This window comes from Virgibacillus profundi (genome assembly GCF_002287375.1).
GTDB lineage: Bacteria > Bacillota > Bacilli > Bacillales > Amphibacillaceae > Virgibacillus_K > Virgibacillus_K profundi.
In genome coordinates this window covers 37,696-64,004 of the sequence record NZ_NPOA01000006.1, presented here as the reverse complement: position 1 = coordinate 64,004, position 26,309 = coordinate 37,696, and the positions used below count along the sequence as shown (strand labels likewise).

Annotated in this window: 26 protein-coding genes and 1 pseudogene; 10 read left to right on the top strand and 17 right to left on the bottom strand. The window is 38.8% G+C overall.

Annotation, left to right across the window (positions count from 1 at the left end; all coding sequences use genetic code 11):
• Positions 1-170 precede the first annotated feature (170 nt).
• The 3 genes from CIL05_RS09765 to CIL05_RS09755 form a co-directional block, all read right to left on the bottom strand.
• A complete protein-coding gene (locus CIL05_RS09765) occupies positions 171-698 on the bottom strand; it encodes an AAA family ATPase (protein WP_095655347.1) in 528 nt (175 codons plus the stop codon).
• A 183-nt stretch (positions 699-881) separates the two neighbouring features.
• Positions 882-1,841, bottom strand: a complete 960-nt coding sequence (locus tag CIL05_RS09760) for a cation diffusion facilitator family transporter (protein ID WP_095655346.1) — start codon at positions 1,839-1,841, stop codon at positions 882-884.
• Positions 1,842-1,890: 49 nt separating this feature from the next.
• Entirely contained in the window at positions 1,891-2,535 is a 645-nt protein-coding gene (locus CIL05_RS09755) for a YczE/YyaS/YitT family protein (RefSeq protein ID WP_095655345.1), read from the bottom strand.
• Positions 2,536-2,755: 220 nt separating this feature from the next.
• On the opposite strand from CIL05_RS09755, the gene CIL05_RS09750 reads away from it, so the two are divergent.
• Positions 2,756-3,124, top strand: a complete 369-nt coding sequence (locus CIL05_RS09750; protein ID WP_240510158.1) for a hypothetical protein — start codon at positions 2,756-2,758, stop codon at positions 3,122-3,124.
• Between the two features lie 76 nt (positions 3,125-3,200).
• On the opposite strand, the gene CIL05_RS09745 is transcribed toward CIL05_RS09750, so the two are convergent.
• The 8 genes from CIL05_RS09745 to CIL05_RS22190 all read right to left on the bottom strand — a co-directional run bounded on the left by CIL05_RS09745 (position 3,201) and on the right by CIL05_RS22190 (position 12,499).
• Positions 3,201-4,913, bottom strand: a complete 1,713-nt coding sequence (locus CIL05_RS09745; protein ID WP_240510157.1) for a sulfate adenylyltransferase — start codon at positions 4,911-4,913, stop codon at positions 3,201-3,203.
• Positions 4,914-5,067: 154 nt separating this feature from the next.
• A complete protein-coding gene (locus CIL05_RS09740) occupies positions 5,068-6,603 on the bottom strand; it encodes a solute symporter family protein (RefSeq protein ID WP_095655343.1) in 1,536 nt (511 codons plus the stop codon).
• Positions 6,603-6,953 (bottom strand): DUF485 domain-containing protein, encoded by a 351-nt coding sequence (locus tag CIL05_RS09735; protein ID WP_095655342.1) that lies wholly within the window; start codon positions 6,951-6,953, stop codon positions 6,603-6,605. Before CIL05_RS09735 ends, CIL05_RS09740 begins: the two co-directional genes overlap by 1 nt.
• 707 nt (positions 6,954-7,660) lie before the next feature.
• Positions 7,661-8,425 (bottom strand): LytR/AlgR family response regulator transcription factor, encoded by a 765-nt coding sequence (locus tag CIL05_RS09730; RefSeq protein ID WP_095655341.1) that lies wholly within the window; start codon positions 8,423-8,425, stop codon positions 7,661-7,663.
• The gene (locus CIL05_RS09725) at positions 8,422-10,188 is read right to left on the bottom strand and encodes a LytS/YhcK type 5TM receptor domain-containing protein (RefSeq protein ID WP_095655340.1); all 1,767 of its coding nucleotides are present in this window, start codon (positions 10,186-10,188) and stop codon (positions 8,422-8,424) included. Before CIL05_RS09725 ends, CIL05_RS09730 begins: the two co-directional genes overlap by 4 nt.
• Positions 10,185-11,729, bottom strand: coding sequence for a solute symporter family protein (locus CIL05_RS09720; protein WP_095655339.1), 1,545 nt, complete (start codon positions 11,727-11,729; stop codon positions 10,185-10,187). Before CIL05_RS09720 ends, CIL05_RS09725 begins: the two co-directional genes overlap by 4 nt.
• A complete protein-coding gene (locus tag CIL05_RS09715; protein ID WP_095655338.1) occupies positions 11,726-12,001 on the bottom strand; it encodes a DUF485 domain-containing protein in 276 nt (91 codons plus the stop codon). Before CIL05_RS09715 ends, CIL05_RS09720 begins: the two co-directional genes overlap by 4 nt.
• Before the next feature lie 333 nt (positions 12,002-12,334).
• Entirely contained in the window at positions 12,335-12,499 is a 165-nt protein-coding gene (locus CIL05_RS22190; RefSeq protein ID WP_165769095.1) for a hypothetical protein, read from the bottom strand.
• A gap of 163 nt (positions 12,500-12,662) precedes the next feature.
• Here CIL05_RS22190 and CIL05_RS09710 point away from each other — a divergent pair, with 163 nt between their 5' ends.
• The 3 genes from CIL05_RS09710 to CIL05_RS09700 are packed head-to-tail and all read left to right on the top strand — an operon-like array spanning position 12,663 to position 14,630.
• Positions 12,663-13,418, top strand: coding sequence for an SDR family NAD(P)-dependent oxidoreductase (locus CIL05_RS09710; protein ID WP_095655337.1), 756 nt, complete (start codon positions 12,663-12,665; stop codon positions 13,416-13,418).
• A gap of 27 nt (positions 13,419-13,445) precedes the next feature.
• Positions 13,446-13,880 (top strand): MarR family winged helix-turn-helix transcriptional regulator, encoded by a 435-nt coding sequence (locus tag CIL05_RS09705; protein WP_095655336.1) that lies wholly within the window; start codon positions 13,446-13,448, stop codon positions 13,878-13,880.
• A gap of 15 nt (positions 13,881-13,895) precedes the next feature.
• Positions 13,896-14,630: a glucose 1-dehydrogenase gene (locus CIL05_RS09700; protein WP_095655335.1), complete on the top strand. Its 735-nt coding sequence runs from the start codon at positions 13,896-13,898 to the stop codon at positions 14,628-14,630.
• Positions 14,631-14,795: 165 nt separating this feature from the next.
• Here CIL05_RS09700 and CIL05_RS09695 read toward each other — a convergent pair whose 3' ends face one another.
• Complete coding sequence (locus CIL05_RS09695) at positions 14,796-15,380, bottom strand: TetR/AcrR family transcriptional regulator (RefSeq protein WP_240510156.1); 585 nt, start codon at positions 15,378-15,380, stop codon at positions 14,796-14,798.
• A 144-nt stretch (positions 15,381-15,524) separates the two neighbouring features.
• Here CIL05_RS09695 and CIL05_RS09690 point away from each other — a divergent pair, with 144 nt between their 5' ends.
• From CIL05_RS09690 to ytxJ, 3 genes are all read left to right on the top strand, one after another.
• Positions 15,525-16,286 carry an SDR family oxidoreductase gene (locus CIL05_RS09690; RefSeq protein ID WP_095655333.1) on the top strand — a complete coding sequence of 254 codons (762 nt, stop codon included), beginning with the start codon at positions 15,525-15,527 and terminating at the stop codon, positions 16,284-16,286.
• Between the two features lie 40 nt (positions 16,287-16,326).
• Positions 16,327-17,148, top strand: coding sequence for an SDR family oxidoreductase (locus CIL05_RS09685; protein ID WP_165769094.1), 822 nt, complete (start codon positions 16,327-16,329; stop codon positions 17,146-17,148).
• A gap of 251 nt (positions 17,149-17,399) precedes the next feature.
• A complete protein-coding gene (gene ytxJ / locus CIL05_RS09680) occupies positions 17,400-17,750 on the top strand; it encodes a bacillithiol system redox-active protein YtxJ (RefSeq protein ID WP_095655331.1) in 351 nt (116 codons plus the stop codon).
• A gap of 78 nt (positions 17,751-17,828) precedes the next feature.
• Here ytxJ and CIL05_RS09675 read toward each other — a convergent pair whose 3' ends face one another.
• The 3 genes and pseudogenes from CIL05_RS09675 to CIL05_RS09665 form a co-directional block, all read right to left on the bottom strand.
• Positions 17,829-17,957, bottom strand: a complete 129-nt coding sequence (locus CIL05_RS09675; RefSeq protein WP_439144832.1) for an acyl-CoA dehydrogenase family protein — start codon at positions 17,955-17,957, stop codon at positions 17,829-17,831.
• A gap of 276 nt (positions 17,958-18,233) precedes the next feature.
• Positions 18,234-19,320: pseudogene (locus CIL05_RS09670) on the bottom strand (oxidoreductase).
• Positions 19,321-19,490: 170 nt separating this feature from the next.
• A complete protein-coding gene (locus tag CIL05_RS09665; RefSeq protein ID WP_095655329.1) occupies positions 19,491-20,057 on the bottom strand; it encodes a TetR/AcrR family transcriptional regulator in 567 nt (188 codons plus the stop codon).
• 182 nt (positions 20,058-20,239) lie between these two features.
• On the opposite strand from CIL05_RS09665, the gene CIL05_RS09660 reads away from it, so the two are divergent.
• The 3 genes from CIL05_RS09660 to CIL05_RS09650 all read left to right on the top strand — a co-directional run bounded on the left by CIL05_RS09660 (position 20,240) and on the right by CIL05_RS09650 (position 22,220).
• Entirely contained in the window at positions 20,240-20,800 is a 561-nt protein-coding gene (locus CIL05_RS09660) for an NADPH-dependent FMN reductase (protein ID WP_095655328.1), read from the top strand.
• A 95-nt stretch (positions 20,801-20,895) separates the two neighbouring features.
• Positions 20,896-21,807, top strand: coding sequence for a DsbA family protein (locus CIL05_RS09655; protein WP_095655537.1), 912 nt, complete (start codon positions 20,896-20,898; stop codon positions 21,805-21,807).
• A 107-nt stretch (positions 21,808-21,914) separates the two neighbouring features.
• Positions 21,915-22,220 (top strand): monooxygenase, encoded by a 306-nt coding sequence (locus tag CIL05_RS09650; protein ID WP_095655327.1) that lies wholly within the window; start codon positions 21,915-21,917, stop codon positions 22,218-22,220.
• 314 nt (positions 22,221-22,534) lie between these two features.
• Here the strand turns inward: CIL05_RS09650 and CIL05_RS09645 are convergent, their stop codons facing one another.
• Entirely contained in the window at positions 22,535-24,346 is a 1,812-nt protein-coding gene (locus tag CIL05_RS09645) for a YhgE/Pip domain-containing protein (protein WP_338066930.1), read from the bottom strand.
• 2 nt (positions 24,347-24,348) lie between these two features.
• On the bottom strand, positions 24,349-26,295 hold the full coding sequence (locus tag CIL05_RS09640; protein WP_240627127.1) for an efflux RND transporter permease subunit: 1,947 nt from the start codon (positions 26,293-26,295) through the stop codon (positions 24,349-24,351).
• Between the last annotated feature and the right edge of the window lie 14 nt (positions 26,296-26,309).

The window sequence follows — 26,309 nt, the reverse complement described above, 5'->3', positions numbered from 1 at the left end:
GCGTTCTTTGCGACCGAGGAGGCTCAGCGCGAGCCCGCGGAAAGCGAAGTATATTTCCGGAGCGAATCCACGCACTCAACCAATATTTGTAAGAGAAAGTAAATCGCGCAAGGGAAGTTTCCTTACGTCGCAGTTTATATCAACTACAACAAAAAACTCACAAAAAGCATCTAAAGATTTATTTTTTCCACTATCTGATCAACAATAACAGTCGTGCTCACATTTTCAGTGTCAATGTACTCTCCAAAATCGTATTCATTAAAGGATTGTAAACATTTTTCAGTTTGCTGATAACACCAATTTCCTTCCTCCTCTCCTCGCTTCCTCAATCTTTCATAAATCGTATGCTTACTTGCTGTCAAACAAAAATGATACGTTTGTTTATCAATATTTTTAAATCCATTTATAATGTAACTAAAGTATTCTGGTTTTCGAATAGTCATAGGTACTATAAGATTAACTTTATATTTTGTAATCAATAGTTTTGCTACCTTAACAGTTAATTCTTTCCATAGTTGCAAGTCTTGAAAATCACCTGTCCCCGCTTCGATTTGTTTTACTTTCTCCGGAATAATATTTCCTAGCATAAATCCTACCTCTTCTGGATCATAGATCATACTATTTTCCAACTCTTCTAGCAGTCCATTAGAAATAGTTGTCTTTCCTACGCCAAACGCACCATTTATCATGATTATCATTAAAATTTTACCTCATTTTGAATAAATTTTTAGAACTGACATCATTCTTCATTTTTAGACTAACTCTCATACCTCCTATATTATCATAAACTTCTGACTATCATTAGCAACAATAAAATAGTATGAAGCATTTTTGCATCATACTATTTTCTCTATTTATACGCTTTTGTTTGCTCACTTTTCCTAATTCCAACTTTTTTTGTCATCATCTTCAATTATTCCCAACACAACATCTGCGACTTCGGGTTGCCTTAAAAGCTTGTCTGTAAGGCGAAATTTAATGTCATCAGCATCTGCAAGGGTCAATCCCTTTTTAAGTTCAACAGTCCCTTCGACATGGTACAAGCGACCTTCCTGAATAATTCGAACCTTATAAATATCCACGACATTTTCATCATCCAGGAGTAACGAGGTTAGCTTTTTCTGTACCTCCGCCGGAGCAGCGACACCAATCAGCCCAACCATATTATCATACCCGACTCGAAATGCGACAAAGAGCATCAAAAGACCAATTATAATTGAAATAATGCCATCGGCCTTGAGAATACCGAAAAACTGTGACAGAACAATTCCAAGCATTGCCAAAGCTGCACCGGATGTTGCAACTAAATCTTCGTAAAATACGAGACGAGTTGCCGGCGAGGCTTTTCCTACATTCGTAAAAGCTGTACGTAAAATTCCACTTGATTCACTATTTGATTCAACAGCAATTTCTTTCATTGCTTTGTATAAAATAAATCCATCAACCACTAAAGAAACCAGTAACACAATAAAGTTTAAGAGCAAACCACCTGATTCTTCAGGATTTTGGAATAAATTCCAGCCTGTCATTATCGTTTCATAAGCCATAACAGTCACTACAATAACTGCTACCATACAAAAAATATTAATGACACGTCCAAACCCTGTAGGAAAGCGTTTGGATGCCGGGAATTCCGAGAGCACACTTCCGAAGTAAACAAACCCCTGATTGACCGCATCTGCCATCGAATGCATGGCTGAGGCAAACATGGAACCATTTCCACTAAAAGCTGCAGCAATTCCCTTAATTACAGCTAGAAATGAGTTCCCCAATGCCGCAATACCTGATGAAGTATTACCTTTTTTAAACTTTTCCAATAAACTCACAAAAACAACCCCCATTCAGTTTATTTATGCCCCCTGGATAGTTGTTTTATGAGTGTAGGGAAAATTATGCACTGGATCTGGAATATTGTCTTTTAATATGCCGGGATTGTATAAAAGCAATAACCTTTTTAAATTTTTCAAAGGAAAAAGCAAATATTGGGCTTTGTACAAAGGTAAAAATAAATGTAATAACAAATACTGGTCCACCTAAGATCAGTCCAATAATCAACACCAGCGTTTCCGTAATAATCCGCACCTTGCCAACAGATGCACCGGTTTTATCTGAAATGGACAGCATGAATCCATCTCTTGGTCCTGCACCAACTTCAGCCGAATTATACAGGCCACCACCAATTCCCATAATGATAATACCAATAATAATGATAAGGATATCTGTCCAGGCATGACTTGCATTTGGGAGAAAATCCAACCATAGGAAAAGATCGACAAATGCCCCTACAAGAATGGCATTTAAAAATGTTCCAATTTTGATATAGCTTTTATCAAGTATCCATGAAACAATAATCAATACAATTGAAAATATAATTGCCCATGAGCCAATAGATAAGCCCACTTTTTCATACATGGCAACATTTAAAACATCCCACGGGTGTACCCCCAGATGCTGCATTTTTAGGGTAACTGTAATACCAAAGCTAAACACCATCAGACCGGACATGTAAAATATCCAGCGAATTACATGAATCATATTTTCCCTTCTTTCTGTCTTATTATAATAATAGTATGAATTCGAAAAATATAAAAGATAAGACGCTTATTTATTTAAAATGAGCATAAAATTTCAGGTTGTTTCACATTAAAATATTTGGTGAATGAGAACCCTGAGAGTAATGAAGCAAAAAAAAGGTAAAAATATCAAACAGTATATGAAATTGTTCAACTAATATTTCACTTAAGAGTGGGCAACTATGCTGAAAAAAGTACTTGGAGGAATAACCATGGAAGAAACCATTTCATTACATGCATTGAAAGCTTTCATAGAAAAGAAGATGAAGAAAAAAATTCTTGTAAAAGTCATGTGGAATGACCATGAAAAGGTAACATTGTTCATTACACCAAATATAAAAATTAACTCCTTTATATATGACGATAAAGAAGCTTATTTGTTTTATGATCATGAAGGAAAGCTTATTAAGAATGAAATCCCGTGTATTCTGACTGAAAGGGAATTGGCAGACGGAAAAGTAATACTGCGTAAAACAAAAGGTGGAAAAACAATGATTTACAATCTGCCTTTATCAAATGAAGATGTAATATTTTTGAGAGAATTTCAATAGAAAAGTTGAGCGATCCATATAACTCAAAGATCGCTCAACCTCAGAAACAATACCTAACTAACTTAACTTTACATAACTACTCTTCATCACTTCCACGGTAGCGCTGATATGGCAGTGGATTCCATGTTCGATATTCCAATTCTTCGGAACGCAATGCGGATGGGAGGTCGTTGAAAATTCTCTTTGCTACTTCCAATTCGTGTTCTGCTTCTCCTTTATCCTGATACATAAACTCATCCGATGCCTTCTCTGGTGCTTTATTAACCTTTTCCTCCAGATACTCAACAACCATTTCCTGCTGTTTATGGATCGACTCCCGAGCGTCAGCTACCCAGTCCGGCTGTGTGGAACGAAGGGTGTCAGTGACATAGCTAAATTCATCAAATATTTCTTTATAGACACGATCAGCATTTGAACGAACATCCTTAATTGCTGTTTCCAGATCTTCAACTGTCAGTTCTTCCACATCCAGCGGTTTGTTTCGCTTTGAGCCACCAAGTCCGGATGTTTCTAAATAATATGGGAAAAGACTTTTTATTGTTTTTCCAACTGGTGAAACAGCCTGATTATTTACATCAACACCCTTAGGCTGAACTCCCTGCATCGCAATCCGAGCTGACTCCGGACGGACAATTTCCTTCGGTGGCAGTACACCATAACGCAGCAATTCCCTAATTCCCGTACCCGAAATATTAATTCGATAACGCTCATCATGTGGGCAGGTTTGATCTGTTGCCGGATTATCACAGCGTGTGCAGTAAAATACTTCATGAAACAGACGAATATCAATTCCTAATTCATCTTCAGTATACTCATCAAAAATGTTGTGGCTGGCATATTTATCATAATAATCACCAATTCCTGCATGATCCCGCCCAATTAATGCATGGGTACAGCCATAATTTTTCATAATTAAGGCATGAAGAACGGCTTCACGAGGACCTGCAAAAATATATGTCACCCTGAGTGGTGCGAGAACTGTTCTATCTTTTGGATAATAGGTATCCAAAACACTACGGTAGGATAACATTCTAAATTCATGGCGGGTATATTCACGTTTTGCCATCTCAACCAGTGGCTGAACAAACAGGCCATCCAGCTCTTCCAAAGCATTTCTATGAATATACTCATGTCCCCTATGCATCGGATTGGCCCCGGTTATAAACCCACCAACTGACTTAAATTTCTTCTCTTCAAAAAACAGCTCCCAGGTATCCTTTGGCTCCATGCGAATACCTTCAAACGGACCCCAATGCATTCTGCGAAGTAATTGAATAGGGCCACCTAAAGCCGTATCACCCATTCTCCGATAAATGGAGTCAACTCCTGGATGATTGCGGTCCTTTGTTCCAAAAAGATGTGACGCACGAAAATCTCTGTCATAATGAAAAATGTCATCCAATTTAAGAATGGCAACAGGCTCTTTCGTCTCATCCGCAAGTGCTACTTCATCACCAACAGACAGTGTTTGAATAATCTCCTCGTTTCGGTCACCAGTTGGCGCAAAACTGAGTGGAACTGGCCAAACAATACCATTCTTTAATCTTCCATCCGTCAGAACTGACTTATAATCTTCCTCGACCATAAAACCTTCATTAGGCGAGAGAACCCCAGTAGCAATCATTTCCAGTGTGATAACAGCCTCCATGTCAATCATAATCACCGGTAACTGCTTCGCTCTCTCCATTGTCTCGTCCCGTTCCTGACCAGTAAGAACACGATTTACTAATTTCCCACCATGTGGCTTATGTGGATATTTCACTGATTTTTCTTTATTCAAAACACTCACTATAACTCCTCCTCATTTCCCTTGTTTTCTATTAACCTTTTACTGAAAATATATTAATGACAAATCTACTTTAGAAGTCTTTATTGATATACATTGGAAAGCGACTGTCAGTCTAATTGTGACAGCCCCTTTTCCCTTAACCTTTTATTTAACCTTAACTTGATTTTCTGTAGCCGGTATGTGCTTTTACTTTTACTTCAGCGTAGCGTTTTAAATCATTTTCCTTCGAGAATATCGTTCCAAGATAACCACCCAGGAAACCTAGTGGCACACTCACTATTGCCGGGTTTTCCAGTGGGAAGATTGGATCCCCGTGGAATAAAGCTGCACCCTCTACCGGCGAGAATACACTTGGACTGATTGACACAAGTACCAATGCGGATATGAGGCCAAACAATATTGCCATAAGAGCCCCTTGGGTATTAAATCTTTTCCAATAGATCGTATACAGAATAACCGGCAGATTCGCACTTGCTGCAATACAGAATGCCAGTGATACTAGGAATGCAACGTTTAAGTTCTGAGCACCTAATGCCAGAAGAATCGAAACGACAGAAACTGCTAACGCCGCATAACGTGCCGCCAGCATCTGTTCCCGGTCGCTGACTTTTCCTTTTTTAATAATCTGTCCATAAATATCATGAGCAAATGCAGAAGCACCTGATAAAACAAGTCCTGCAACAACTGCCAGGATCGTAGCAAATGCTACTGCGGATATGAATGCAAATAGAATGTTTCCACCAATCGCATCAGCTAACAATGGTGCTGCCATATTTCCTCCAGGGTTTGCACTAAGTATTTCACTTTCACCCACGTATATAGCTGCTCCAAATCCAAGGAATAACGTTAAAATATAGAAAATACCAATTGTCCAGGTTGCTGTTATTACAGAGCTTCTTGCTGTTTTCGCATCCTTAACCGTGAAAAATCGCATAAGAATATGAGGCAAACCGGATGTACCCAGAACTAATGCAATCATTAACGAAATGGTACCCAAAGCATCGTCATACTTTAAACCAGGCTTTAAATAATCAGCCCCGTGGCTTGTAGCAGATTTCACCTCTGTAAACATAGCAGATATATTAAAGTTAAACTTCATTAGAACTAGGAATGAAATAATAACCATCCCGGCCATTAAAAGTACTGCTTTGGTAATTTGAACCCAGCTTGTTGCAATCATTCCGCCAAATAGTACGTAAATGGTCATCATGACACCAACAATTAAAACAGCAATCCAATAATCAATATCAAATAATAGCTGGATGAGTGCTCCTGCTCCGACAAGCTGTGCAATCATGTAAAACAGGACAATGGTTATCGTGCTGAATGCCGCTGCCCCTCTAATCTTTTTGGCATCAAAGCGGGAATTAATCATATCGGCAAGCGTATATTTACCAAGATTACGCAATGGTTCTGCAACTAAAAACAGAACAACAAGATATGCAATCAGAAAACCAATACTATAAAAGAATCCATCAAAACCATTTAATGCAATGGCACCGGCAATCCCGAGAAATGAGGCTGCTGATAAATAGTCACCTGCTATCGCTAGACCATTTTGCCAGCCTGTAAGCCCACCACCGGCTGTATAAAAATCACCAGTCGATTTCGTTTGTTTTGCTGCAAAAAATGTAATTACAAGTGTCAGTAGAACAATTGCCAGAAATAGGACAACAACCGTCGTATCCATTAGGAATTACCTCCCTTTTTTATCTGATCTTCAATAATCTGATCAGCTTCTTTATCAAAGGAGGCTGCCCTTTTTACATAGATCGTACTTAGCACCCAAACCATGATGAATTGGGAGACTGCAAATAACCAGACCCATGATATATCCCCAAATAATGGTGTGTTCAGAAATGTGGTATAAGACGTTAATAATGGCAGTAAAAAGTAAAAGACAAGAAAAAATATCGTTAATGGCACAATGAACTTTCTCTTACCTTCTATAAAACTTTTAAATTGACTGCTTTTTGCCACCTCCACATAATCAATTTCATTCTTTTCTAACGTTTCTACTCGTTCGTGTTCACCATTCACAAAACCATCCTCCTCGTTTTATTCACTTTCGCCGAGTGTGTGATGTACATATTCCTTTTCAAAATCACTGTTGCTCATAACGATCGTCGCTTCACTTTAATAGGCCTTTTTCGTAAATATTATTGCTCTTTAACCTTCCGATTTGATGTAAAGTGCGACGTAAGCGCTAAGTTGTTTTCCGCTACGGACCCGTTGCTTTCCGCGGGCACGGCTTCAGTCTCCTCGAGAAAACCACTCTGCGGGGTCTTCAGACACGTGCTTTTCCCGCAGGAGTCAACGGTCCTTCGCTCCAAACAACCGCATGAATGTGCAAGTATTTGTTTAAATTAATTAAGAAATTTTTAAAAAATTTAAAAGCACAATTCCAGCGGAGGAAACACATTGAAGACTCCTGCGGGAGGAAAGGCATAGGTGAGACCCCGGAGTGCGTAGCACGAGGAGGCTCACCAGCCGCCCGCGGAAAGCGAAATGTGTTTCCGTAGCGAATCCCTGCTCTCAACCAGCGTTTGCAAATGAATTTTCACTATGTCGCACTTTATATCTTTTGTGTCAAAACAATAATCTTTTAGAATACAGCCTTTTAATAAACCCCCTTCTTTTTTGTAAGCGCTTACTCTTCATTATAAGTATTTGAGCCAGTCATAGTAGGAACACAGTACCAACGGTTGATTTTTATGTGTGAATGGTTTTAATTTACTGTTTAATGGTTAGATTTTGAATGTTTTTAAGATTACCTTGCTTGCTGAGCGACTAACCGGTATTTTTGTTTTTTGTTTATCCTTAAGTGTCACATTACTTGTCCCATTAAACCATGGTGTTATTTCCAGAACATGATTTAAGTTAACCAAATAGCTCCGGTGTGTACGGAAGAAGGAGTGATCTGATAGCTTGTCCTCCAGCTCCTGCAATGTCATACGGCTCATCAGCGTATTATCCTTCGTATGAATTTCCAGCATCCTGTTATTCGGAACAGCATAATAAATTGAATCAGGGGATAAAACTACCAGCCGCTCCCCGTCATCAACGAGTAATTTGGAGGCTGCCAGCTGCTCATTACCCAGTTTAACAGCCTTTTCCATCTCACTTTCAGTTTGCTGAATATGTTTGCGTATCCGGGACATGGCCTTCTGAAAACGAATTTCATCATAAGGTTTTAATAAATAATCTACCGCCTCCATTTCAAATGCATCCAGTGCATACTCATCATATGCCGTAGTGAAAACAAACAACGGTGGCTGGTCGCGGCTGTCAGATTGTTCAGCAATATATTTGGCAGCTTCCAGACCTGTTAAACCAGGCATCTCCACATCGAGAAATATAAGATCAGGCTGATGCTCAGAATATAATTCAATTAATTGTTCCCCGGTTTCGGCATGTGGCGATAAAATAATATCTTTTTCTTCTTTGAGCAAGTATAGCAGCTCTTTTCTTGCCATTAATTCATCCTCAGCAATCATTGCACGAATCTTCATGTTACCGCCTGCCTTTCCATTTGAATCTGTTCAGGGATTGAAAATAACACTTCACTGCCCCCTTCAGGTAAGTTGCGAATATCCAGCTTTGCCGATTCTCCCAATAGACTAATCAGTCGTTTATTTACATTATAAATGCCAGTTCCACCATTTTTTATATCTGATAAAGGTATGTGACTTACCAGATCTAAAATAGACTCCGGAAATCCACACCCATTATCACGAACTGCAATATGAACAGTTCGCTCCAGCCTTCGAATCAATATTTCCACCCTGCCATTATCCGCTACATCCTTCAGCCCATGCTGAATGCAATTTTCAACTAAAGGCTGAATAGTCGATGGTGGTATATAAATATCCGTAACATCATCCGGTCTGATAAAATCAATTTGCAAGCGCCCTGCAAAGCGTTCCTGGATAATTGATGTGTATGACTCTACATGCTCACACTCTTTTTCAAGCTCAACAAGTGATCTGGAAACAAGCCGCAAATTAAACCGCATATAACTGGCTAATTGCAAGGTGATTCTTCGTGCAGTTTTTGGATTTTCCCGAAATAAAGATGCAATGAGCTGGAGTGTATTAAATAGAAAGTGCGGATTAATCTGGGCCTGTAGATTTCTCAGCTCCGCATCGCGTATATGGGTTTTTAGTTTTTCCGCTGTCAGGATATTCAGCTGGTTGGAAATAAATTGACCTAACCCTTGAGCCATCATTAGCTCAACAGGTGAAATATGCTGGGCTTTTCGAAAGTAAAATGTAATAAGTCCTGAAAAATCATTTACCCCTATTATTGGAATCATAATAGCAGCTTCCAGTGGACAATCCTCATGCTTGCACTGGAGTTCTGTCCTGTTATAGGCTACTTTCATTTTATTTGTTTCGATTGCTTCAAGTGAGAGTGGTCTTGTAACTTGTTCTCCAGGCTGATGATGCTCAGCGCCCAGCCCAATATGTGCCAGTACCTCCTGATGGTTAGTAACTGAGACTGCTGCAAGCTCCAGCCGGTCGTAAAGTAATTTGGCGATCCCCTTTGCCATTTCAGAAGGAGAGTCTTTTTTTAAATAGGGCATTGCTTCCTCTGCTATCGTTAATGCTTTCCTGGAAGCCAAGGCAGCTTCATTTTCCTGTTCACTCAAAACAATCCCAATCATCGCTGTAAATATAGCAATGGCAATACTATTGGATAGGACGAGCGGCAAGCCAATCCTGTCAACAATCTCCACCATATTGCCCGTGTCTGTATGAATGATCAGCAATAATTGCATTTGTAAAACAGGTGGAAACACACCAATAAATAATGCCTTAAATGGTGAAATAACCCGCTCATTGGAAAAAAAACGTGCCGTCATCCCTGCCAACAGTCCTGTCAATGGATTGACCAGACCATTAGCAAGTGAGCCAATTCCACCAAGAAAGATCAGATGTCCACCAGCAATAAGCCCAGCACCCAGACCGACGATCGGACCGCCAAGCAGGCCGGCAATAACAACCGCAACCAAGCTTGAGCTGACAATCATTTGATTATTTTCTACAGGATAAATAACAAAATCACGTGAAATTGCGGATTCGCCTGTGATGATGATTCCATTTACCGTACTTGCAACTGCAAATATCCCAAATACCAATGCATGAACAATAGACATTTTCCAACTGAATTCCCTGTACAGCATAGACTTAAAGCCTGGTGTACGGGTCATCACAAAGGCAATAACGAGCAATAAACCCAGTCTCTCAAACAGAATAATCGTTAAATCCTTCATGAGCTTTCACTTCCTGGCCTAATACCAGTCTGTGATTTTTTAAAAAATCTTTGGTATTCGGCTTCTGACTGTGGTTGATTACGTGAGAAAATAGTACCAAGATATGCACCTAAAAAGCCAATTGGAATGGCAATAATACCAGGATTATGTAAGGAAATAACCGCTTCCCTGGCTATCCAACCACCGTCCGGATTCATGATATGAGGACCCAAAACTACAAGGATTAGTGATGCCGCCAGACCACTGACCATTCCTGAGATGGCACCGACCTGATTAAACTTTTTCCAATAAATCGTCAAAAGCAAAACAGGGAAATTACTTGATGCTGCAACAATAAATGTCAGGGAAACAAGAAACGTTACATTGATCGTTTCCAATCGCAGTGCAAACAATGTTGAAATAAAACCAATCCCAAGTGCTGTCCACCTTGCTGCCCTTAACTGCTCTTTTTCCGTGGATTTTCCTTTTTTTATTATATGATGGTAAATATCATGCGAAAAAGCAGTTGTTGCCGATATAACAAGGCCTGCCACTACTGCAACAATGGTTGTAAAAGCAATTGCCGAAATGAATGCTAAGAGAAAGTCTCCTCCTACCTCTTTCGCCAGCAAAGGTGCAGCAAGATTCCCAGTTGGATCTGCTGCAACCATTTTCTGATAGCCTAACAACGCAACTGTTCCGAGCCCCAAAACAAGTGTCATCAAATAGAAAAGCCCAATAATCCATGTTGAACTGATTAAGGAACGGCGGACTTCCAACGTATTTCGTACAGTAAAAAGCCGGATTAAAATATGTGGTAAGCCAGCAGTTCCAAGTACTAGAGCAAGCTGAAGCGAGAGGAATTCAAGCGGATTGTCAAACAGATGACCAGGGAAGAAAAATTGATCTCCCAAAGGGGTCCCTTCTTTTACCTGTTCGATTAAATCAGCAACATTCCAATTAAAATTTGAAAAAACAATGAGTGAGAGTAAAAAAGTTCCTGACATAAGCACAACCGTTTTAACAATTTGAACCCATGAGGTTGCAACCATACCTCCAAAAACAACATAAATCGTCATTAAACCACCAATGACAACGACAGAAATGGAATAATCAATATCCAATAATAACCGCAGTAAAAAGCCGGATGCGACGAGCTGGGGAATCATATACAGAATCGAAATCATAAATGCACCAATTGCCATCAACCAGCGCATTTTATTACCTGGAAAACGTGAACAGATAACATCCCCAAGTGAATAGGTACCTAAACGATGTACAGGTTCAGCTATCAGAAATAAGACTATTAAATAGGAAACTAAAAAACCAATGGAATATAAAAATCCATCATAGCCATTAATAGCAATTGTCCCAACAATCCCCAGAAATGAAGCTGCACTAATAAAATCACCGGCAATTGCCATTCCATTCTGAAATCCTGTTAAGCTGCCAGCAGCTGTATAAAACCGATTCGTAGTTTTACTGCGTTTTGCCGCCCAATATGTAATTATCAGTGTACAAACAATAATACAAATCAAAAACAGAAAATAGGTAAGGTTCACAACAACTCCTCCCGTTTGATTTCTTCCACGATCCGGTCAAACCGTTTTGATTTTATATGATAGATCCACGCCATCGTCCACGTCATCGGAATTTGCATAAATGCATAAAGCCAGCCCCACGTGACACCGCTAACAAAGCTTGTCTGATTCATCGCCTCCGGAAAAAATATCAGTGACAATGGAAGCATAAAATAAAAGATAAACAAGAAAATCAGAGCGGGTAGCAGAAACCGCTTCTTCTCCTGCATCAATTTTTGGAACGTCTCATCCATCCCCATTCCCCCATGAATTCTATCTATTATACATAAAAATCTGTAAATTTTATTTATTCTAATATAGATGAATGGAAGAAGGTTGTAAAGGGTAATTGGCTTTCATAAATCTCATTAACCTGCCATTACAACTAGAAAAATAGATATCGATTAATGTCCTGAATCAATACGAGCATCTACATCCCCTTTCGATTTTTACGTACTATGATATGTAGTGAAAATTTAATTCATCTAATTTTCAATCTTATCACAACAAAGGCTAAACGCAAGTAAGCCGCTTGCTTATAGCAAACGGCCTGTTTCGTAGCAAGAATTATATCAAAAATTTCGCACCTAAAGATCCCAGTTGTCAGCCCTTCTTTGTTTTGCTTTTTCCTTATGTTCCTTATTAGCCTCCGCACTGCCAATTTCCTTTGAGAACTCAGAATCCTGTTTGCTGGAATCAAATCCGTGCTTATTCTTTTGCTGTGGATCATTTTTCTTTGTCCTTTTCGCCATAATACCCCTCCTTCTTTACTTTATTATTTGGAGTAAAAATGGAAATATACGTCAACTGTTTTTAGTGGGATAGCATAACAATATTTTCTGTTTAAAAATATAGTTTAGTGTTAAACTAAATATGGTAGTTTAACGCTAAACCACTTTCAAGGAGATGAGGAAAATGGGCAAATTACAGGATAAAGTAGCTATCATTACTGGTGGCGCTGGTGGAATTGGCAGCGGTATGGCAAAGGTAATGGTCAAAGAAGGAGCAATCGTTACGATTGTTGACGTTAATGAAGAGACCGGGAAAGAAATGGAAAAGGAATTACAGACTGTTTCTCCTAAATCCATGTTTCTTCAGGCTAATTTAATGGATCGGGAAAACTTGGGACAAATTATTACAACAGTAATTGAAAAGTACGGAAAGCTTGATGTATTGGTAAATAATGCACATGCATCAAAACAAGTTACTATTGAAGAAACAACACAGGAAGATCTGGATTTATCATTTGGAACTGGATTTTATCCAACCTTCTATTTAATGAAGGCTGCACTTCCCTATTTAAAAGAATCAAAAGGAAATATAATAAATTTTGCATCCGGTGCAGGATTGGATGGTCATGAAACGCAGGGTGCATACGCAGCAGCAAAAGAAGCTATTCGCGGGATTTCACGCGTAGCTGCAAATGAATGGGGCAGATTTGGCATTAACGTAAATTTAATAAGCCCAATCGCAAATTCGCCTGGAGTTGAAGCATGGGCAAAAGCACAGCCTGAATATTATGAGGCAGTTAAGAACAAAATTCCAATGGGACGTTTTGGTGATGTCGAAAAGGATATTGGCCGGGTTGCAGTCTTCCTTGCATCTGAGGATTCGCAATATATTACAGGCCAAACAATCATGGTTGATGGCGGCTCCATTATGCTGCGTTAATATTCTTATCTACTGGAGAGGATTATTTTGCGTCAGAGAAATATTTTTAAACTAATTCATGCAATCGAACAAATGAATAATGAAAACATTATTAGATTCACAAAGGAATTTCAACATCCCCTTGGAATTTCGCCAATTCTGGTATTGTCTGAATTAAAATCAAAAGGTCCCAGGAAGCAGGTCGAATTAGCTGAAACGCTAGGCTATACTAAGGGAGCAATGACAAACATTGCAACAAAGCTTACGAAATTAGAACTAGCTGAGAGACTATATGATGAGAGTGACCGCAGAACAATTCAATTGAAAATTACACCTGCTGGTGAAATAGCGTTGAATGAGGCACAAGAAATTGGCCAAAAGGTGTTTATGGAACTTTTTGATGTTTTAAGTGAAGAAGAAATCAATCAATATCTAGTGATTCAGGAGAAATTAGTAAAAGGCATTCAAGACAGGAAATCTTAAATTGGAGGAATTCATATGAAAAGATTAAACGATAAAGTAGCAATTATTACAGGGGCAGCACGTGGAATGGGAGCAACTCATGCCCGGTTGTTCATTAATGAAGGGGCTAAAGTAATGATTGCAGATATTCAGGAAAATGAAGGAGACGCATTAGCTAAAGAACTTGGAGAAAATGCAAAATTCATCAAACTCGACGTAACAAAAGCAGCAAATTGGCAGGAAGCCGTTGCAGCAACTGAGGAGGCATTTGGTCCAGTTAATGTATTAGTTAACAATGCTGGTATCAGTATGAATAAATCAATTGAAGAAATAACGGAAGAGGAATATAGAAGAATCATCGACATTAACCAGGTATCCGTATTTCTCGGCATGAAAGCAGTCATACCTTCTATGAAAAAGAGTGATAATGGTTCAATCGTAAATATTTCTTCAATAAATGGTCTTGTTGGTGGCGCAATTGGCTACACTGATTCGAAATTTGCTGTAAGAGGTATGACAAAAGCTGCCGCCCTTGGACTTGCTCATTCTGGTATTCGTGTAAACTCTGTTCATCCCGGAGTTATTGAAACCCCAATGATTGCACAAGGAGATTCCAAGGATGCAATTAAAGAATTTGCAAAATATATTCCAAATAAACGAGTTGCAAAGCCTGAAGAAGTTTCAAATCTTGTTTTGTATCTTGCTTCTGATGATTCAAGTTATAGTACTGGAGCCGAGTTTGTGGTTGATGGTGGGTTGACTGCGCAGTAAGTAGATCAGGACTCTCTGCTTGTTCCTCAGGTACATGTTTTCTATTTGAGGGACAAGAGCTTTTTGATCCCCTTCTTCCGGTGTGGCTCGGCGTATCATATCTGCAAATTCCAGAAACTGTCACTCTTTAAAACTGCAATTCCTTTAACACCATTTATCCTTTATTCATTTCTTAAACGGGCTATTAATCGATATTATTGCGATCAGCTGCTGATTCAACTCATCGATAGAAGTTCTGTATCCCTCGCGGTGCCATTCAATTAAAATTCCCAGAATAGCATTTGTCTGATAGCTAATAAGATAGTCTATTTTTATATCAGATTCTGTTTCCTGAATTTCTTTATTTACGGTTTCTTTCATAAATGAACGGACAGTATCAAAGAGCAAATAATAATACGTTATCGGCATTTTTTCATCAAAAATAATCTTATAAAAGTCCTGATATTTCTTTACATGATGAAATATTTTAATCATGTCTGCTTCGATATTTTTAATAATAAAGTTCGTCTTATAATATGGTTCCTTATAGGATTGTCTTAAATCTTCGACAATCACCTCCAGGTAATGTTTAAAAACACCATGAACATCTCTGTAGTGTAAGTAAAAAGTTCCGCGGTTAATTTTTGCCAAGCGGCATAGCTCTGCGATTGTAATAGATTCCAATGGTTTCGATTTTAACAATGATAATAAAGCATGGCGCAAACTTTCCTGAGTTTTTATAATCCGCAGATCCTGTTTCAATTTTTTCACTCCATTATTGAACACCTTCATTAATAAGTGTTTATTACTCAACACATTACAAGTTTTCCGTTGTTTGTGCTTGTTTCACTTATCTATTATAATTTTTATTAGACAGATGTACAATAAAATCAATCTACATTGGAGGAAAAGAATATGAAATTAAAAGACAAAGTTGCTGTTGTAACAGGTGCTGCTTCAGGAATGGGTAAAGCCATTGCAGAATTGTATGCCAAAGAAGGGGCAAAAGTAATTGTTGCTGATCTTAATTTGGATGGTGCTGAAGCGGTAGTTAAAGAAATCACTGGAAATAATGGCATTGCTAAAGCAGTTAAGGTAAATGTTGCTGAACAAAAGGACATTGATACTATGATTGACACAGCCGTTAATGAGTTTGGAACCCTGGATATTCTGGTAAATAATGCTGGTATTATGGATGGATTTGAACCTGTTGCGGATATTCTTGATGAAAGCTGGGACCTGATTTTTGATGTTAATACGAAAGGCGTTATGAGAGCGATGCGCAAAGCTCTGCCAATTTTCCTGGAAAAGGAAAATGGAGTAATCATTAATACTGCTTCAACTGGTGGGTTGACTGGTGCTCATGCGGGCGCAACTTATGGAGCATCAAAACATGCAGTTATCGGACTTACAAAAAACACTGGCTATATGTATGCTCAAAAAGGTATCCGCTGTAATGCCATTGCTCCCGGTGGTGTAGCAACAAATATTGCATCATCCATGAAAAATGTTAATCAATTTGGTATGGAGCGCACCAAAGCAGTACAGGGAGTTATGCCAAGAGTTGGTCAGCCTGAAGAAATCGCACAAGTAGCCCTGTTCCTCGCGTCGGATGATTCAAGCTTTGTAAACGGTACTGTAGTTACTGCTGACGGCGGTTGGACTGCTGCATTTTAAAAACGATAAAAGTGTAATCAGATCTTTAAGGAGGTTAATGATGTCAAACGTATACGTCATTACAGGTGGATCAGGCGGTATGGGAAAAGCGATTGCAGAATTAGTTGGCAAAAAAGGAACGGTTCTATTAGCAGATGTGAATGAGGAACGGCTAGTACAAACAAAAGAAGAGCTGGCAGCAAAAGGAATTACGAATGTTCACCACCAAACAGTGGATATTACAGACACTAAAAATGTTAAGGCTTTAGCTGATAAAGCTGCATCATTAGGCACTTTAAAATCCATTATTCATACTGCGGGATTGTCTCCTACAATGGGCAATTCCAATCGTATTACAGAAGTAAATTTGGTAGGTACAGGAATTGTATTAGATGAATTTATTAGACGAGCAGGACCAGAAACAGTTGCGGTATGTATCTCTTCCATGAGTGGCCATTTTGTACCAAAAGAAGGCCCATACACAGAGATCTTAAAAAACCCATTAGACGAAAATGTACTGGAAACAATGGAAGAAATCACACAAGGTAATCCAGGAGCTGCATACAGTTTATCGAAATTAGGTGTGATGTTAATTGTTGAAGAACAAGCATGGGCTTGGGGGCAAAAAGGTGCTCGTATTGTTTCCTTATCACCAGGAACAATCAATACACCAATGGGACGACAAGAAGCTTCTCAACAAGCGGAAATGAAGGTAATGTTAGAGAATACACCACTACAGCGTGAAGGCAAACCAATCGAAATTGCATCCGTTGTTGATTTTCTAATTAGTGATGCAGCATCCTACATTACTGGTACTGATATTCGTGTTGATGGCGGGACAACAGCTAATATGGCCAAGCTTCGTGCTGCACAGAATAAATAAGGTATGAATATTAAAAGGCAGTGTCCATCCGAAATGGCCACTGCCTTATTTCATTTTTACTCGTCTGCCGCACCCCAGATTATTTCTTCGTTTTCTTTTAATATTTATCCTATTTAAAAGTAACGTTAAATATATTTTTCAACCAATAATAGAGTGACAGAAAAAATTATACTATATGCTAATTGGTTGCAAGACTTACCTGAAAAGAGTATGTTCGAGAAAAGGCTTATTTTTAATAGGAGGAGATAATAATGATCGAATATAAAGAGCTTCATGCAAATGATGAATTGGAACAAGTCTGGGAGAGCAGTACTGAAAAGCCAGTTCTATTATTCAAGCACAGCACGACATGCCCAATTAGTGCCAAGGCTTACGGACAGTTTCAAACCTTTTTGGAATCTGCCGATCAGGCGCTTGATAGTTATTTGGTAAAAGTGATCGAGGATAGAGCGGTGTCTAATCAAATTGCTGAAATGACAGACGTGAAGCATGAATCCCCGCAAATATTTTTAATTAAGGATAAGGAAATTCTTTGGCATACTTCACATTCTAAAATAACGGTTGAGAATATTGGTGAAGCGGTTCGGGGAGTAGCAAAATAGAAAAGACTTTTACATTTCTATTCAAAAAATAAAACTCAGGTATTGCTGAATCAGCAGAAACCTGAGTTTTGTTATAAACTAGCCCAAAATCTTATCAGCAATCTCAATCCGTTGCATTTCTACAGTGCCAGTGTAAATTTGTGTTATTTTTGTATCACGCATCATTCGTTCAACTGGGTAATCCCGTGGCCTTCTAAGATGTTGCAAAACTTGGATGAAGGGTGCATGACTTCTCTTATCAATAGTTTAAAGAACCAAAGTAGATAGAATTCTACATGTTTCCCACACAAAAGAGGCACCACCCCTCTTCAGGGTCAGCACCTTCATTCACGCTTTTTGAAAATAAATCCTTAAAACGAGCCCAAATTCCTTTCTCTTCTCCTGCTGGCTTCTACAAACATTTCTTCAATTGCTTTCAAAATCTCTTCAGCAAGAATTTATAACCTATTTTAATTGGATTCCAGCGAAGCAAACGCAGAGGATTTACAGTTCAAATTCCTTGATTTTCACATTCGGGCTTAACACTTCTTCTGGGTTAAAATCTGCCATTGGCTCCCCATTCTTAACTTTATTCACCCAATCATGGTTAGCCAGGGCCCCTTTACCTAATGTAATCACATCGGCTTCTCCATTCTCGATCATTTCCTCAGCTCTTTTTGGAACCTCTAAATGACCGTTGGCAATTACAGGAGCTTTTCCATATTTTTTGACAAGTGAAGCTAGTGATGGTCCGCTTGTGTCGAATGCAGGCTTCCATGCCTCGTATTCCGAAACATGAATAAAGTCTAGACCAGCCTTCCCTAATTGACCAAAAATGATTTCAGTATCTTGTTCCTTACCTGTCCACTTGTGTGTGTTATCATTTACTTTTGCTTGTGAAATCCGAATACCAATGGTAAAGTTCTGCCCAACTGCTTCCCGAATAGATTTATACACTTCTACTAATAAACGAACCCGGTTTTCCGTTGAACCACCGTATTCATCTGTACGTATAGTCAGTTAGAAACTCATCAAGCAAGTAACCATTGGCTCCATGAATTTCAATTCCATCAAATCCAGCTGATTTTGCACGTTTAGCTACATTAACAAATCCGTTTATCACTTCTGTAATTTCTTCTTTTGTTGCTTCTCTTGGAGTTGGGAATGGTCCTTTCCCTTCATAAATTTCACTTTTCTCCCCTTTAGGCTTAACAACAGAGGGACCGATTGAATCCTGATTAAAAGGGTTCCCATGAACAACGGCTCCTGTATGCATTAACTGCGCAATTATTTTCGCACCGGCCTGATGAACAGAGTCCACTACTTTCTTCCATGCTTGTTCTTGTTCATCATTAATAATACCCGGCTGATAAATATAGCCCGGGCTATGCTTGTCGTCAGTATAAATACCTTCAGTAATAATGAGTCCAAATCCTCCACGGGCAAATGAAGTGTAGTATGACTTCATTTGATCTGTTGCCAATCCCTCAGATGTTGCACTGATCCGTGTCATGGGTGCAACACCTACCCGGTTATCTAATGTTATATTACCTAATGTAAAACTTTCAAATAACTTTTTTGCGTCTGTCATTATTGCCAAAACTCCTTCTTTTATAACAATTCATAGTATATTGTTTAACATCCTTCCATACCACATACCATTCTCTTCGAGGATGCACGACTTTAACGCTTCTCCATACAAAAAGGCGCCTTCCCTCATCAGGTCTGCACCTTTATTCACTCTCTATGAAAATAAATCCTTCAAGCGAGTCCAAAATCAACCCCGGACATTATATAAGGAATTGCTGATTTGATAAATTCTTCCGGTTCTATCTTCTTGCTATTTCTTCTCCATTCTACAGAAGCCCCGTAAATTCCCCAGCTTAATATGACAGCAGTAATTTTCAGGGCTTCATCTTCTTCCTTTTTATTCTGCTTTAACAACATTCTGTAAAAAATGATTTCAAGCTGTTCCCGAATGATACGGGCAATCGTATCTTCGTATCCTCTATGGCAACGATTGGATAATGACTTTTGAAAATTTGTGATCGCTATGAATATGTTAACCAACGCTTTTTCATTTAGATTGTTATTTTGGTAGTAATCACAATCCAGATTAACTAACAATACTTCAGATAGTATCTTTTCCAATAAGTCATATATATCTTCAAAATGATAATAGAATGTGGCACGATTAATCATAGCCTCAGTTGTTATATCCTTAACGGTAATATCCTTAAATTCTTTTTCACTTGAAAGCTCCATGAAAGAATCCATGATTAATTTACGGGTACGTTGGATTCGGGGATCCGTCTTGACCTTATTCATGTTGATCTCTCTCCTACTTTTTAAACAATTTCTTCAATGTGTTGTATAAACGACATTTTCAACGAATTATTGGTGTTGATGATTTTCATTATGTTCTAAAATTCAATTGTAAGCAAATAATTAACTTTCAGGTGCGATGTTTAATAGCACACTTTATAAAACACATTTTAGGAGGAATTTAATTGGTTAAAATTGGTATAGTTACTGGAAGCACAAGAGATGCAAGAGTGAATTTACAAGTTGCAGAATGGGTGAAGTCCATTGCAGATCAAAGAACAGATGCTGAATTTGAGTTGGTGGATATTAAAGATTACAATCTGCCAAAATTTAATGAACCTGTTCCTGCAATTATGTCACAGGATTATCAAACACCAGAAGCAAAAGTTTGGTCAGAAACAATTAGTGAACTTGATGGGTTTGTTTTTGTCACTGCGGAATATAACAAAGGGGTTACTTCCGGGTTGAAAGATGCCATCGATTATTTATATCCTGAGTGGAATAATAAAGCTGCGGGAATTGTAAGTTATGGTTCTACTCTAGGGGTTACAGCCGCTAATAATTTACGATTAATTCTAACTGTACCAAAAGTTGCAACGGTAGGAACGCAGCCGGCACTAAGTCTTTTTACTGATTTTGAAGAAATGAGAACATTTAAACCGGCACCTTTTCATCAAGAAACCGTTCAAACAATGTTGAATGAGGTCGTAGATTGGTCTACTGCATTGAAAACAATTAGAAAATAATTTTTAAGAATGATTTAAAGCGAGGTCTAAGCGTTTTGCTTTTTCCCTCGCTAATTCTATAGAATGGGGGAAATGAATTGAGGAACAATAATAATATGATTTGTGATTTAGAAACAGGTGTATGCGGAGAAGCTGGGGAAGAGGAAATGGAGGTTATAGATTTCAATCAACCAAAGAAATCGATTAATCTTTATTATGTGACTGATCCTATTTGTTCTCATTGCTGGGCAATTGAACCTGTTCTTCGTCGTTTTGCAGAGCAGTATGGTGATTATTTTAACCTTCATACAGTTATGGGTGGCTTGCTGGAAAAATGGCATGACGGACCAATTGACCCTGCAAACGGAATCTATAAACCAGCCGACGTTGCTGGCCACTGGAGAGAAGTTGGAGAACATTCAAGAATGCCAATTGATGGTACTTTAATGATTGATAATCCAGTTCAATCCTCCTATCCACCCTCTCATGTATTCAAGGTGATTCAAAAAAATCATAATGAGAAAAAAGCATTTGAATATTTGCGCCGTGCAAGAGAAGCACTTTTCGCATTTAATCAAAATATTTCAGATAAATCCGTTATGATTGAAATCGTAAATAAACTTGATCTTGATGGAGAAGCCATTGTAAATGAAGCGGAACAACCAATCGGACAACAATTACTGAATGAAGATTTTGGTCTGGTTGGAAGCTTGGGTGCGAGAGGTTTTCCTACCATTATCATGATCAATGAGGAAAATAAAGGTGTAAAAATTGTTGGTGGCCGTCCGTTTGAATACTATGTTGATGGATTAAAACAAGTTCTAAATCAGGAAGAACTGCAACCAAAACAACAACCGTCCCTTTACAGCTTGCTTGAAAAGGAAAAACTGCTATTTTCCAAAGAAATTGAAGTAATGTACGATGTTGAACAATCAGATGTTAACTCTTTTATTGAAAAAGAGCTTTCACCAGATCAATATCAAATGAAGGAAATTCTAGGGGAGTTTTATTTTTCACTGATCAGATAGACTAATTTTTTTAAGAAATCAATATAAGTGCGACTTAGGCTTTCGCCATTAAGGCTTGGCGATAAGCCGGGTCTTCTAACAACTACAGAAACAAAAGGAGAATAACCATGGCATACGTATTACAAGTCGATTTTAAAATGAATGGACCATTCGGAGATGAAATGGCAGAGGCGTTTTCCGATTTAGCAAAAAGTATCAATGAAGAAGATGGCTTCAAATGGAAAATCTGGACAGAGAGTCCCGAAACAAATGAGGCCGGTGGAATTTATATATTTCAAACCAAAGAAACAGCTGAAAAATATATAGATATGCACGCGAAAAGATTAGCTGGCTTTGGAATAACAGATGTCAACGCAAAAATCTTTGCCATCAATTCTAAACTTACTGAGATCACAAAAGGACCAGTAAAGTAAATAATATGAGACGGAGGAACCTTGTCCCAGCTAGACCAAGGTCCCTCTGTCACACAAAACATCATTCAATTGCACTTAAAAACAAATCTATCGAATCCTCTACTTCCATTGCGGCTAACCAAATAAAGTCATCATAATCCTTTTGGGTATACGCCTATGCACAACTTTGCTTGGGTACTGCACGACTTTGGTGGAGGTGCACGACTTTTCTTGGATGCTGCACAGCTTTTGCGGACTACTGCACGACTTTTAACGCTTTCCCTTACAAAAAAGGTGCCTCCCCTCACCAGGGTCAGCACCTTCATTCACTCTCTTTATGAAAATAAATCTTTAAAACGATCCCAGATTCCTTTTTCTTCCTTAACAGGCTCTTCCGTTGCTTCCGGTTCTTCATATTTAATGCTCTCTGTTTTCAACACAAACTGAACCGAATTTACATTTTCGTTTTTATCAGAAACAAAGGATACGGCTTCGAAATCGGATTTATCGTATTCTGCCATCATTTGATCGATTTCTTCTGTCATTTGTTCTGGTAAATCTTTAGTTGATTCATGTAATTCTGTTGTACCATTGTGAAGTTCACCAACACCAGTTTCTAACTCTCCAGTTCCCACAGACAATTCTCCGATTCCATTGTGCAGGTCCTGATAAGAGCTGGATAATTGGCTTACTCCCCCAGTATATTCTACTAAGCCAGAGTGAAAGGTTTTATAGTTACTGGACAAACTGGCTATCCCTTCCTGCAACTCTTTAAAGCCTTCCATGCTATCCATGTTTTCCAGAGATGACGTGAGCCCATTTGCGAGTGACTCTAAATTATCAGCCATTTCGGTGAGACCACCAATAGTTTTTTCCAATGTAACATCTACTGCATCAAAGCCTTGTTTCACCTCAGCATAGGTTCCTTTTGCAGCTTGGGCAGCAGTATAGGTTTCAAGTAGCTTTCCAACTACTTCTTGATCTGCATCACTGTTTTTCAATGCTTGAATTTCTTCATTTGTAACATCTGCAGGAATAGCTGTTATTGCAGAATCTAGTGCACCATAAGCTTCTGCGTAATTCTGTTTTAGTATCCCTAGACCATCTGCAGTTTCCCCTAAGCCACTCGAAATTCCAGTAAGTCCTTCGACTAAACCTTCCATTCCACTTAGATCCATCCCTTCCGTATTACCAAGGGAATTACTCAATGCTCCAAGGGCTTCTTCAATCTCTTTAGATCCATTTATCAATTCAGAGGAGGATCCGTCAAGATTAGCGATTCCATTTTTGTACTGCGCGGAACCGTCATGTAATTCTGCGACACCGTTATTTAATTCAGAAACGCCATTATTCAGTTCTCCCACACCATCGTTTATTTCAGTAATGGCGCCAGTCAGGGATTTCATGTCACCTGTCATTTCATCTACATCCGGTGCTTCTACGGACATTGATGAAGGAACACCTGTGATGTCAATTCCGTCTAACTCAAAATCTACTACATCCGCTTCCACCAATAGCTCTTCCTCCTGCTCTGGCATCACGGTAAATGTCACTTGCTTATTCTTCCCAGCATTGGCGACCATTCCGTCTCCCGCCTTGATGTTACTGGCAATTTCTGAGCCGAGTGTAAGCGAGATTTGCAATAGATAGTTTTCAAAAAACGCCGGATTAACCGTCTCATTGGCAGACGTTTCTATCCTGATTTTTAAGCGACCGTCTTTCCCGGCCAGTTCCTCCGGGGATATTTTCTTCCCATCCAAGGAATAAGAAACAGCAATATCCCAAGGTAAGGCAGCATCTTCCGTATTCCCTTGATAATAAAACTTACCCTCAGATGCTGTGAATTGTACCTTATTGTCACTTTGATCCAGTTCTGATAAATCGGTTAAGTTTTTCAGACTGGAATACGAGCCATAATCAACAACTGTACCCTCTTTTTTAACGTCCAATGTATTCACAACATAAATTTCCTGTCTATCACCAGTTGGACTTAGTGTTGCATATACCACTTCATCCTTTGAGGAAATTTTTCCATCCTGCTCAAGCTTTGCTTCCTGTGTTTTACTGTCACTTGAAGAAGCAGTTACAAGAAATGACGGCAAGACAAGGATCACGGCTGCCAAAACTAGGAGTATTTTTCTTCTCATCATCATTTCTCCCTTTTATAATAATTTGCTTTCCATGTTGTTTTTTCTATCAATTTATCAAATACCAATAGAACGGCTGGTAGGAATAACACAACCATAATAAAGGCAAGCAATGCTCCACGTCCTAGTAATAATCCTATGGATGAAACGACCGGGTTGGACGAAGTAAGCCATAGAATAAACCCGACACTGGATAAAATGGAAGCAGAAATGGCAATCGAGAAAATTTTCTCATCGATGGTTTTCTTAATTGCTTGTAGTGCTGGCATTTCTTTTCTATTCTCTTTAAATGCTTCCGTCAGCAGAATACCATAATCAACTGTCGCAGCTAGCTGTACCGTACTGACGATCAAGTATCCTACAAACACCAGAGAGGAATTGGTAAAATAAGGAATCGATAAATTAATCCAAACGGACGACTGAATTGTCAGCAGAAGAATCACTGGAAAAGAAATGGATTTAAACGTGACCAGCAACACAAGTGCAATGGCGATAACAGTTAGTATATTAACAACCTTATTATCCTTTTGCACAACATTTTTCATATCGTACAGTGTCACACTTTCCCCTAGTGAGTAGAAATTATCACCATAATAACCTTCAGCTGTCTTTTGGACATCTTCAATTAAGCCAAATGCTGTGTCCCCTTCCGTATCGGTGTTTGTCTGAAGAATGATCCGACTGTAATTTTCGGAATAAAACTGTTCCGTCACGGATTCATCCAAATACTCAGGTGGAATTGCTGCACTGACTGTGTTGACATAGGATAGAACACTTTTCACATGCGCTGTGTTCACTAAGTCTTCCACTAATTCTTCTTCTTTTGCGACATTCCCTTTTGGAACAAGGAGAACCATGGTGGTATTTTTTCCAAATTCCTCTTCAATCTTTATTACATCACTGCCTGCACGGGTTGATTCTGGTTGTTCACCAATTCCATAAATGAAATTAGTTTGACCTTGCGCTAAAAATGCCGGGACAAGGAGAACTAATACGAGAATCAAACTTGGGATTTTTAGTTTCATTACCCCTTTTCCAACATTTTTAATGCTTGGAAGTAATGGCTTATGCTGGGTTTTATCAATCCATTTATAAAGCATAATTGTCAACGCTGGCAAGAATACCATGACACTAATAAAGCTTAATAGAATTCCTTTTACAAGGTTGACTCCTAAATCGGAACCAATCTCAAAATTCATAAACGTCAGTGCGATAAAACCAAAGAAAGTCGTTGACGCACTTGCTGCAATCGCTGGGAATGATCGCTTCATCGCAAGCTTCATTGCTTCCTTGGGATCAGCTACTTTCTGCCTGAAATCTGAGAAACTATGAAGCAGAAAAATAGCATAATCCAGCGAAACCGCAAGCTGTAGAATCGGCGCCACCGATTGCGTGACAAAGGATATTTCACCTAGAAATATATTCGTTCCTAAATTAATCAATACCGAAACACCAATAGCCGTCAGGAAAAATACCGGTTCAATCCAGGAACTGGTGGACAGAACTAAAATGATAATAATAATTGGTATCAATAACGCTGCGGCATACATAGTTTCGGTCAAAGCCATCTTTTGTTGAGTCGCTGTATTCAGCGCCTCCCCTGCCATGGCATTTTCTTCACCTATCAGCTCATAAATGGCATCGGTAGTCGCCACTTCATCTCCCTCACGGATACTGAAGGAAAATAACGCATTATTATCCTTATAATAAGATTCTACCGTATCCTGATCGGCCATTTCGATCGGGGTTTTTATATCGATGGCGTCATCTAACCAGGTCACATCTGACACGCCATCAATGGAGGCGAGTTCATCTTTGTAATCAAGTGCTTCCTGTATGGTAACATCATTAATCATGACGCTAGTATTCGGAACAGAACCATCAAATTCCTGGTCCATTACTTCTATTGCATTCGTAGATGGAGCATCTTCCGGCAAGTAATCTACCATATTGTAGTTAACAG

Coding starts and splice junctions, on each gene's coding strand:
- CIL05_RS09765 (WP_095655347.1), bottom strand. CDS start 698: ATGATAATCATGATAAATGGTGCGTTTGGCGTAGGAAAGACAACTATT.
- CIL05_RS09760 (WP_095655346.1), bottom strand. CDS start 1,841: ATGGGGGTTGTTTTTGTGAGTTTATTGGAAAAGTTTAAAAAAGGTAAT.
- CIL05_RS09755 (WP_095655345.1), bottom strand. CDS start 2,535: ATGATTCATGTAATTCGCTGGATATTTTACATGTCCGGTCTGATGGTG.
- CIL05_RS09750 (WP_240510158.1), top strand. CDS start 2,756: ATGCTGAAAAAAGTACTTGGAGGAATAACCATGGAAGAAACCATTTCA.
- CIL05_RS09740 (WP_095655343.1), bottom strand. CDS start 6,603: ATGGATACGACGGTTGTTGTCCTATTTCTGGCAATTGTTCTACTGACA.
- CIL05_RS09730 (WP_095655341.1), bottom strand. CDS start 8,425: ATGAAGATTCGTGCAATGATTGCTGAGGATGAATTAATGGCAAGAAAA.
- CIL05_RS09725 (WP_095655340.1), bottom strand. CDS start 10,188: ATGAAGGATTTAACGATTATTCTGTTTGAGAGACTGGGTTTATTGCTC.
- CIL05_RS09715 (WP_095655338.1), bottom strand. CDS start 12,001: ATGGATGAGACGTTCCAAAAATTGATGCAGGAGAAGAAGCGGTTTCTG.
- CIL05_RS22190 (WP_165769095.1), bottom strand. CDS start 12,499: ATGGCGAAAAGGACAAAGAAAAATGATCCACAGCAAAAGAATAAGCAC.
- CIL05_RS09710 (WP_095655337.1), top strand. CDS start 12,663: ATGGGCAAATTACAGGATAAAGTAGCTATCATTACTGGTGGCGCTGGT.
- CIL05_RS09700 (WP_095655335.1), top strand. CDS start 13,896: ATGAAAAGATTAAACGATAAAGTAGCAATTATTACAGGGGCAGCACGT.
- CIL05_RS09690 (WP_095655333.1), top strand. CDS start 15,525: ATGAAATTAAAAGACAAAGTTGCTGTTGTAACAGGTGCTGCTTCAGGA.
- CIL05_RS09685 (WP_165769094.1), top strand. CDS start 16,327: ATGTCAAACGTATACGTCATTACAGGTGGATCAGGCGGTATGGGAAAA.
- ytxJ (WP_095655331.1), top strand. CDS start 17,400: ATGATCGAATATAAAGAGCTTCATGCAAATGATGAATTGGAACAAGTC.
- CIL05_RS09665 (WP_095655329.1), bottom strand. CDS start 20,057: ATGAATAAGGTCAAGACGGATCCCCGAATCCAACGTACCCGTAAATTA.
- CIL05_RS09655 (WP_095655537.1), top strand. CDS start 20,896: ATGATTTGTGATTTAGAAACAGGTGTATGCGGAGAAGCTGGGGAAGAG.
- CIL05_RS09650 (WP_095655327.1), top strand. CDS start 21,915: ATGGCATACGTATTACAAGTCGATTTTAAAATGAATGGACCATTCGGA.
- CIL05_RS09645 (WP_338066930.1), bottom strand. CDS start 24,346: ATGAGAAGAAAAATACTCCTAGTTTTGGCAGCCGTGATCCTTGTCTTG.
- CIL05_RS09640 (WP_240627127.1), bottom strand. CDS start 26,295: ATGGTAGATTACTTGCCGGAAGATGCTCCATCTACGAATGCAATAGAA.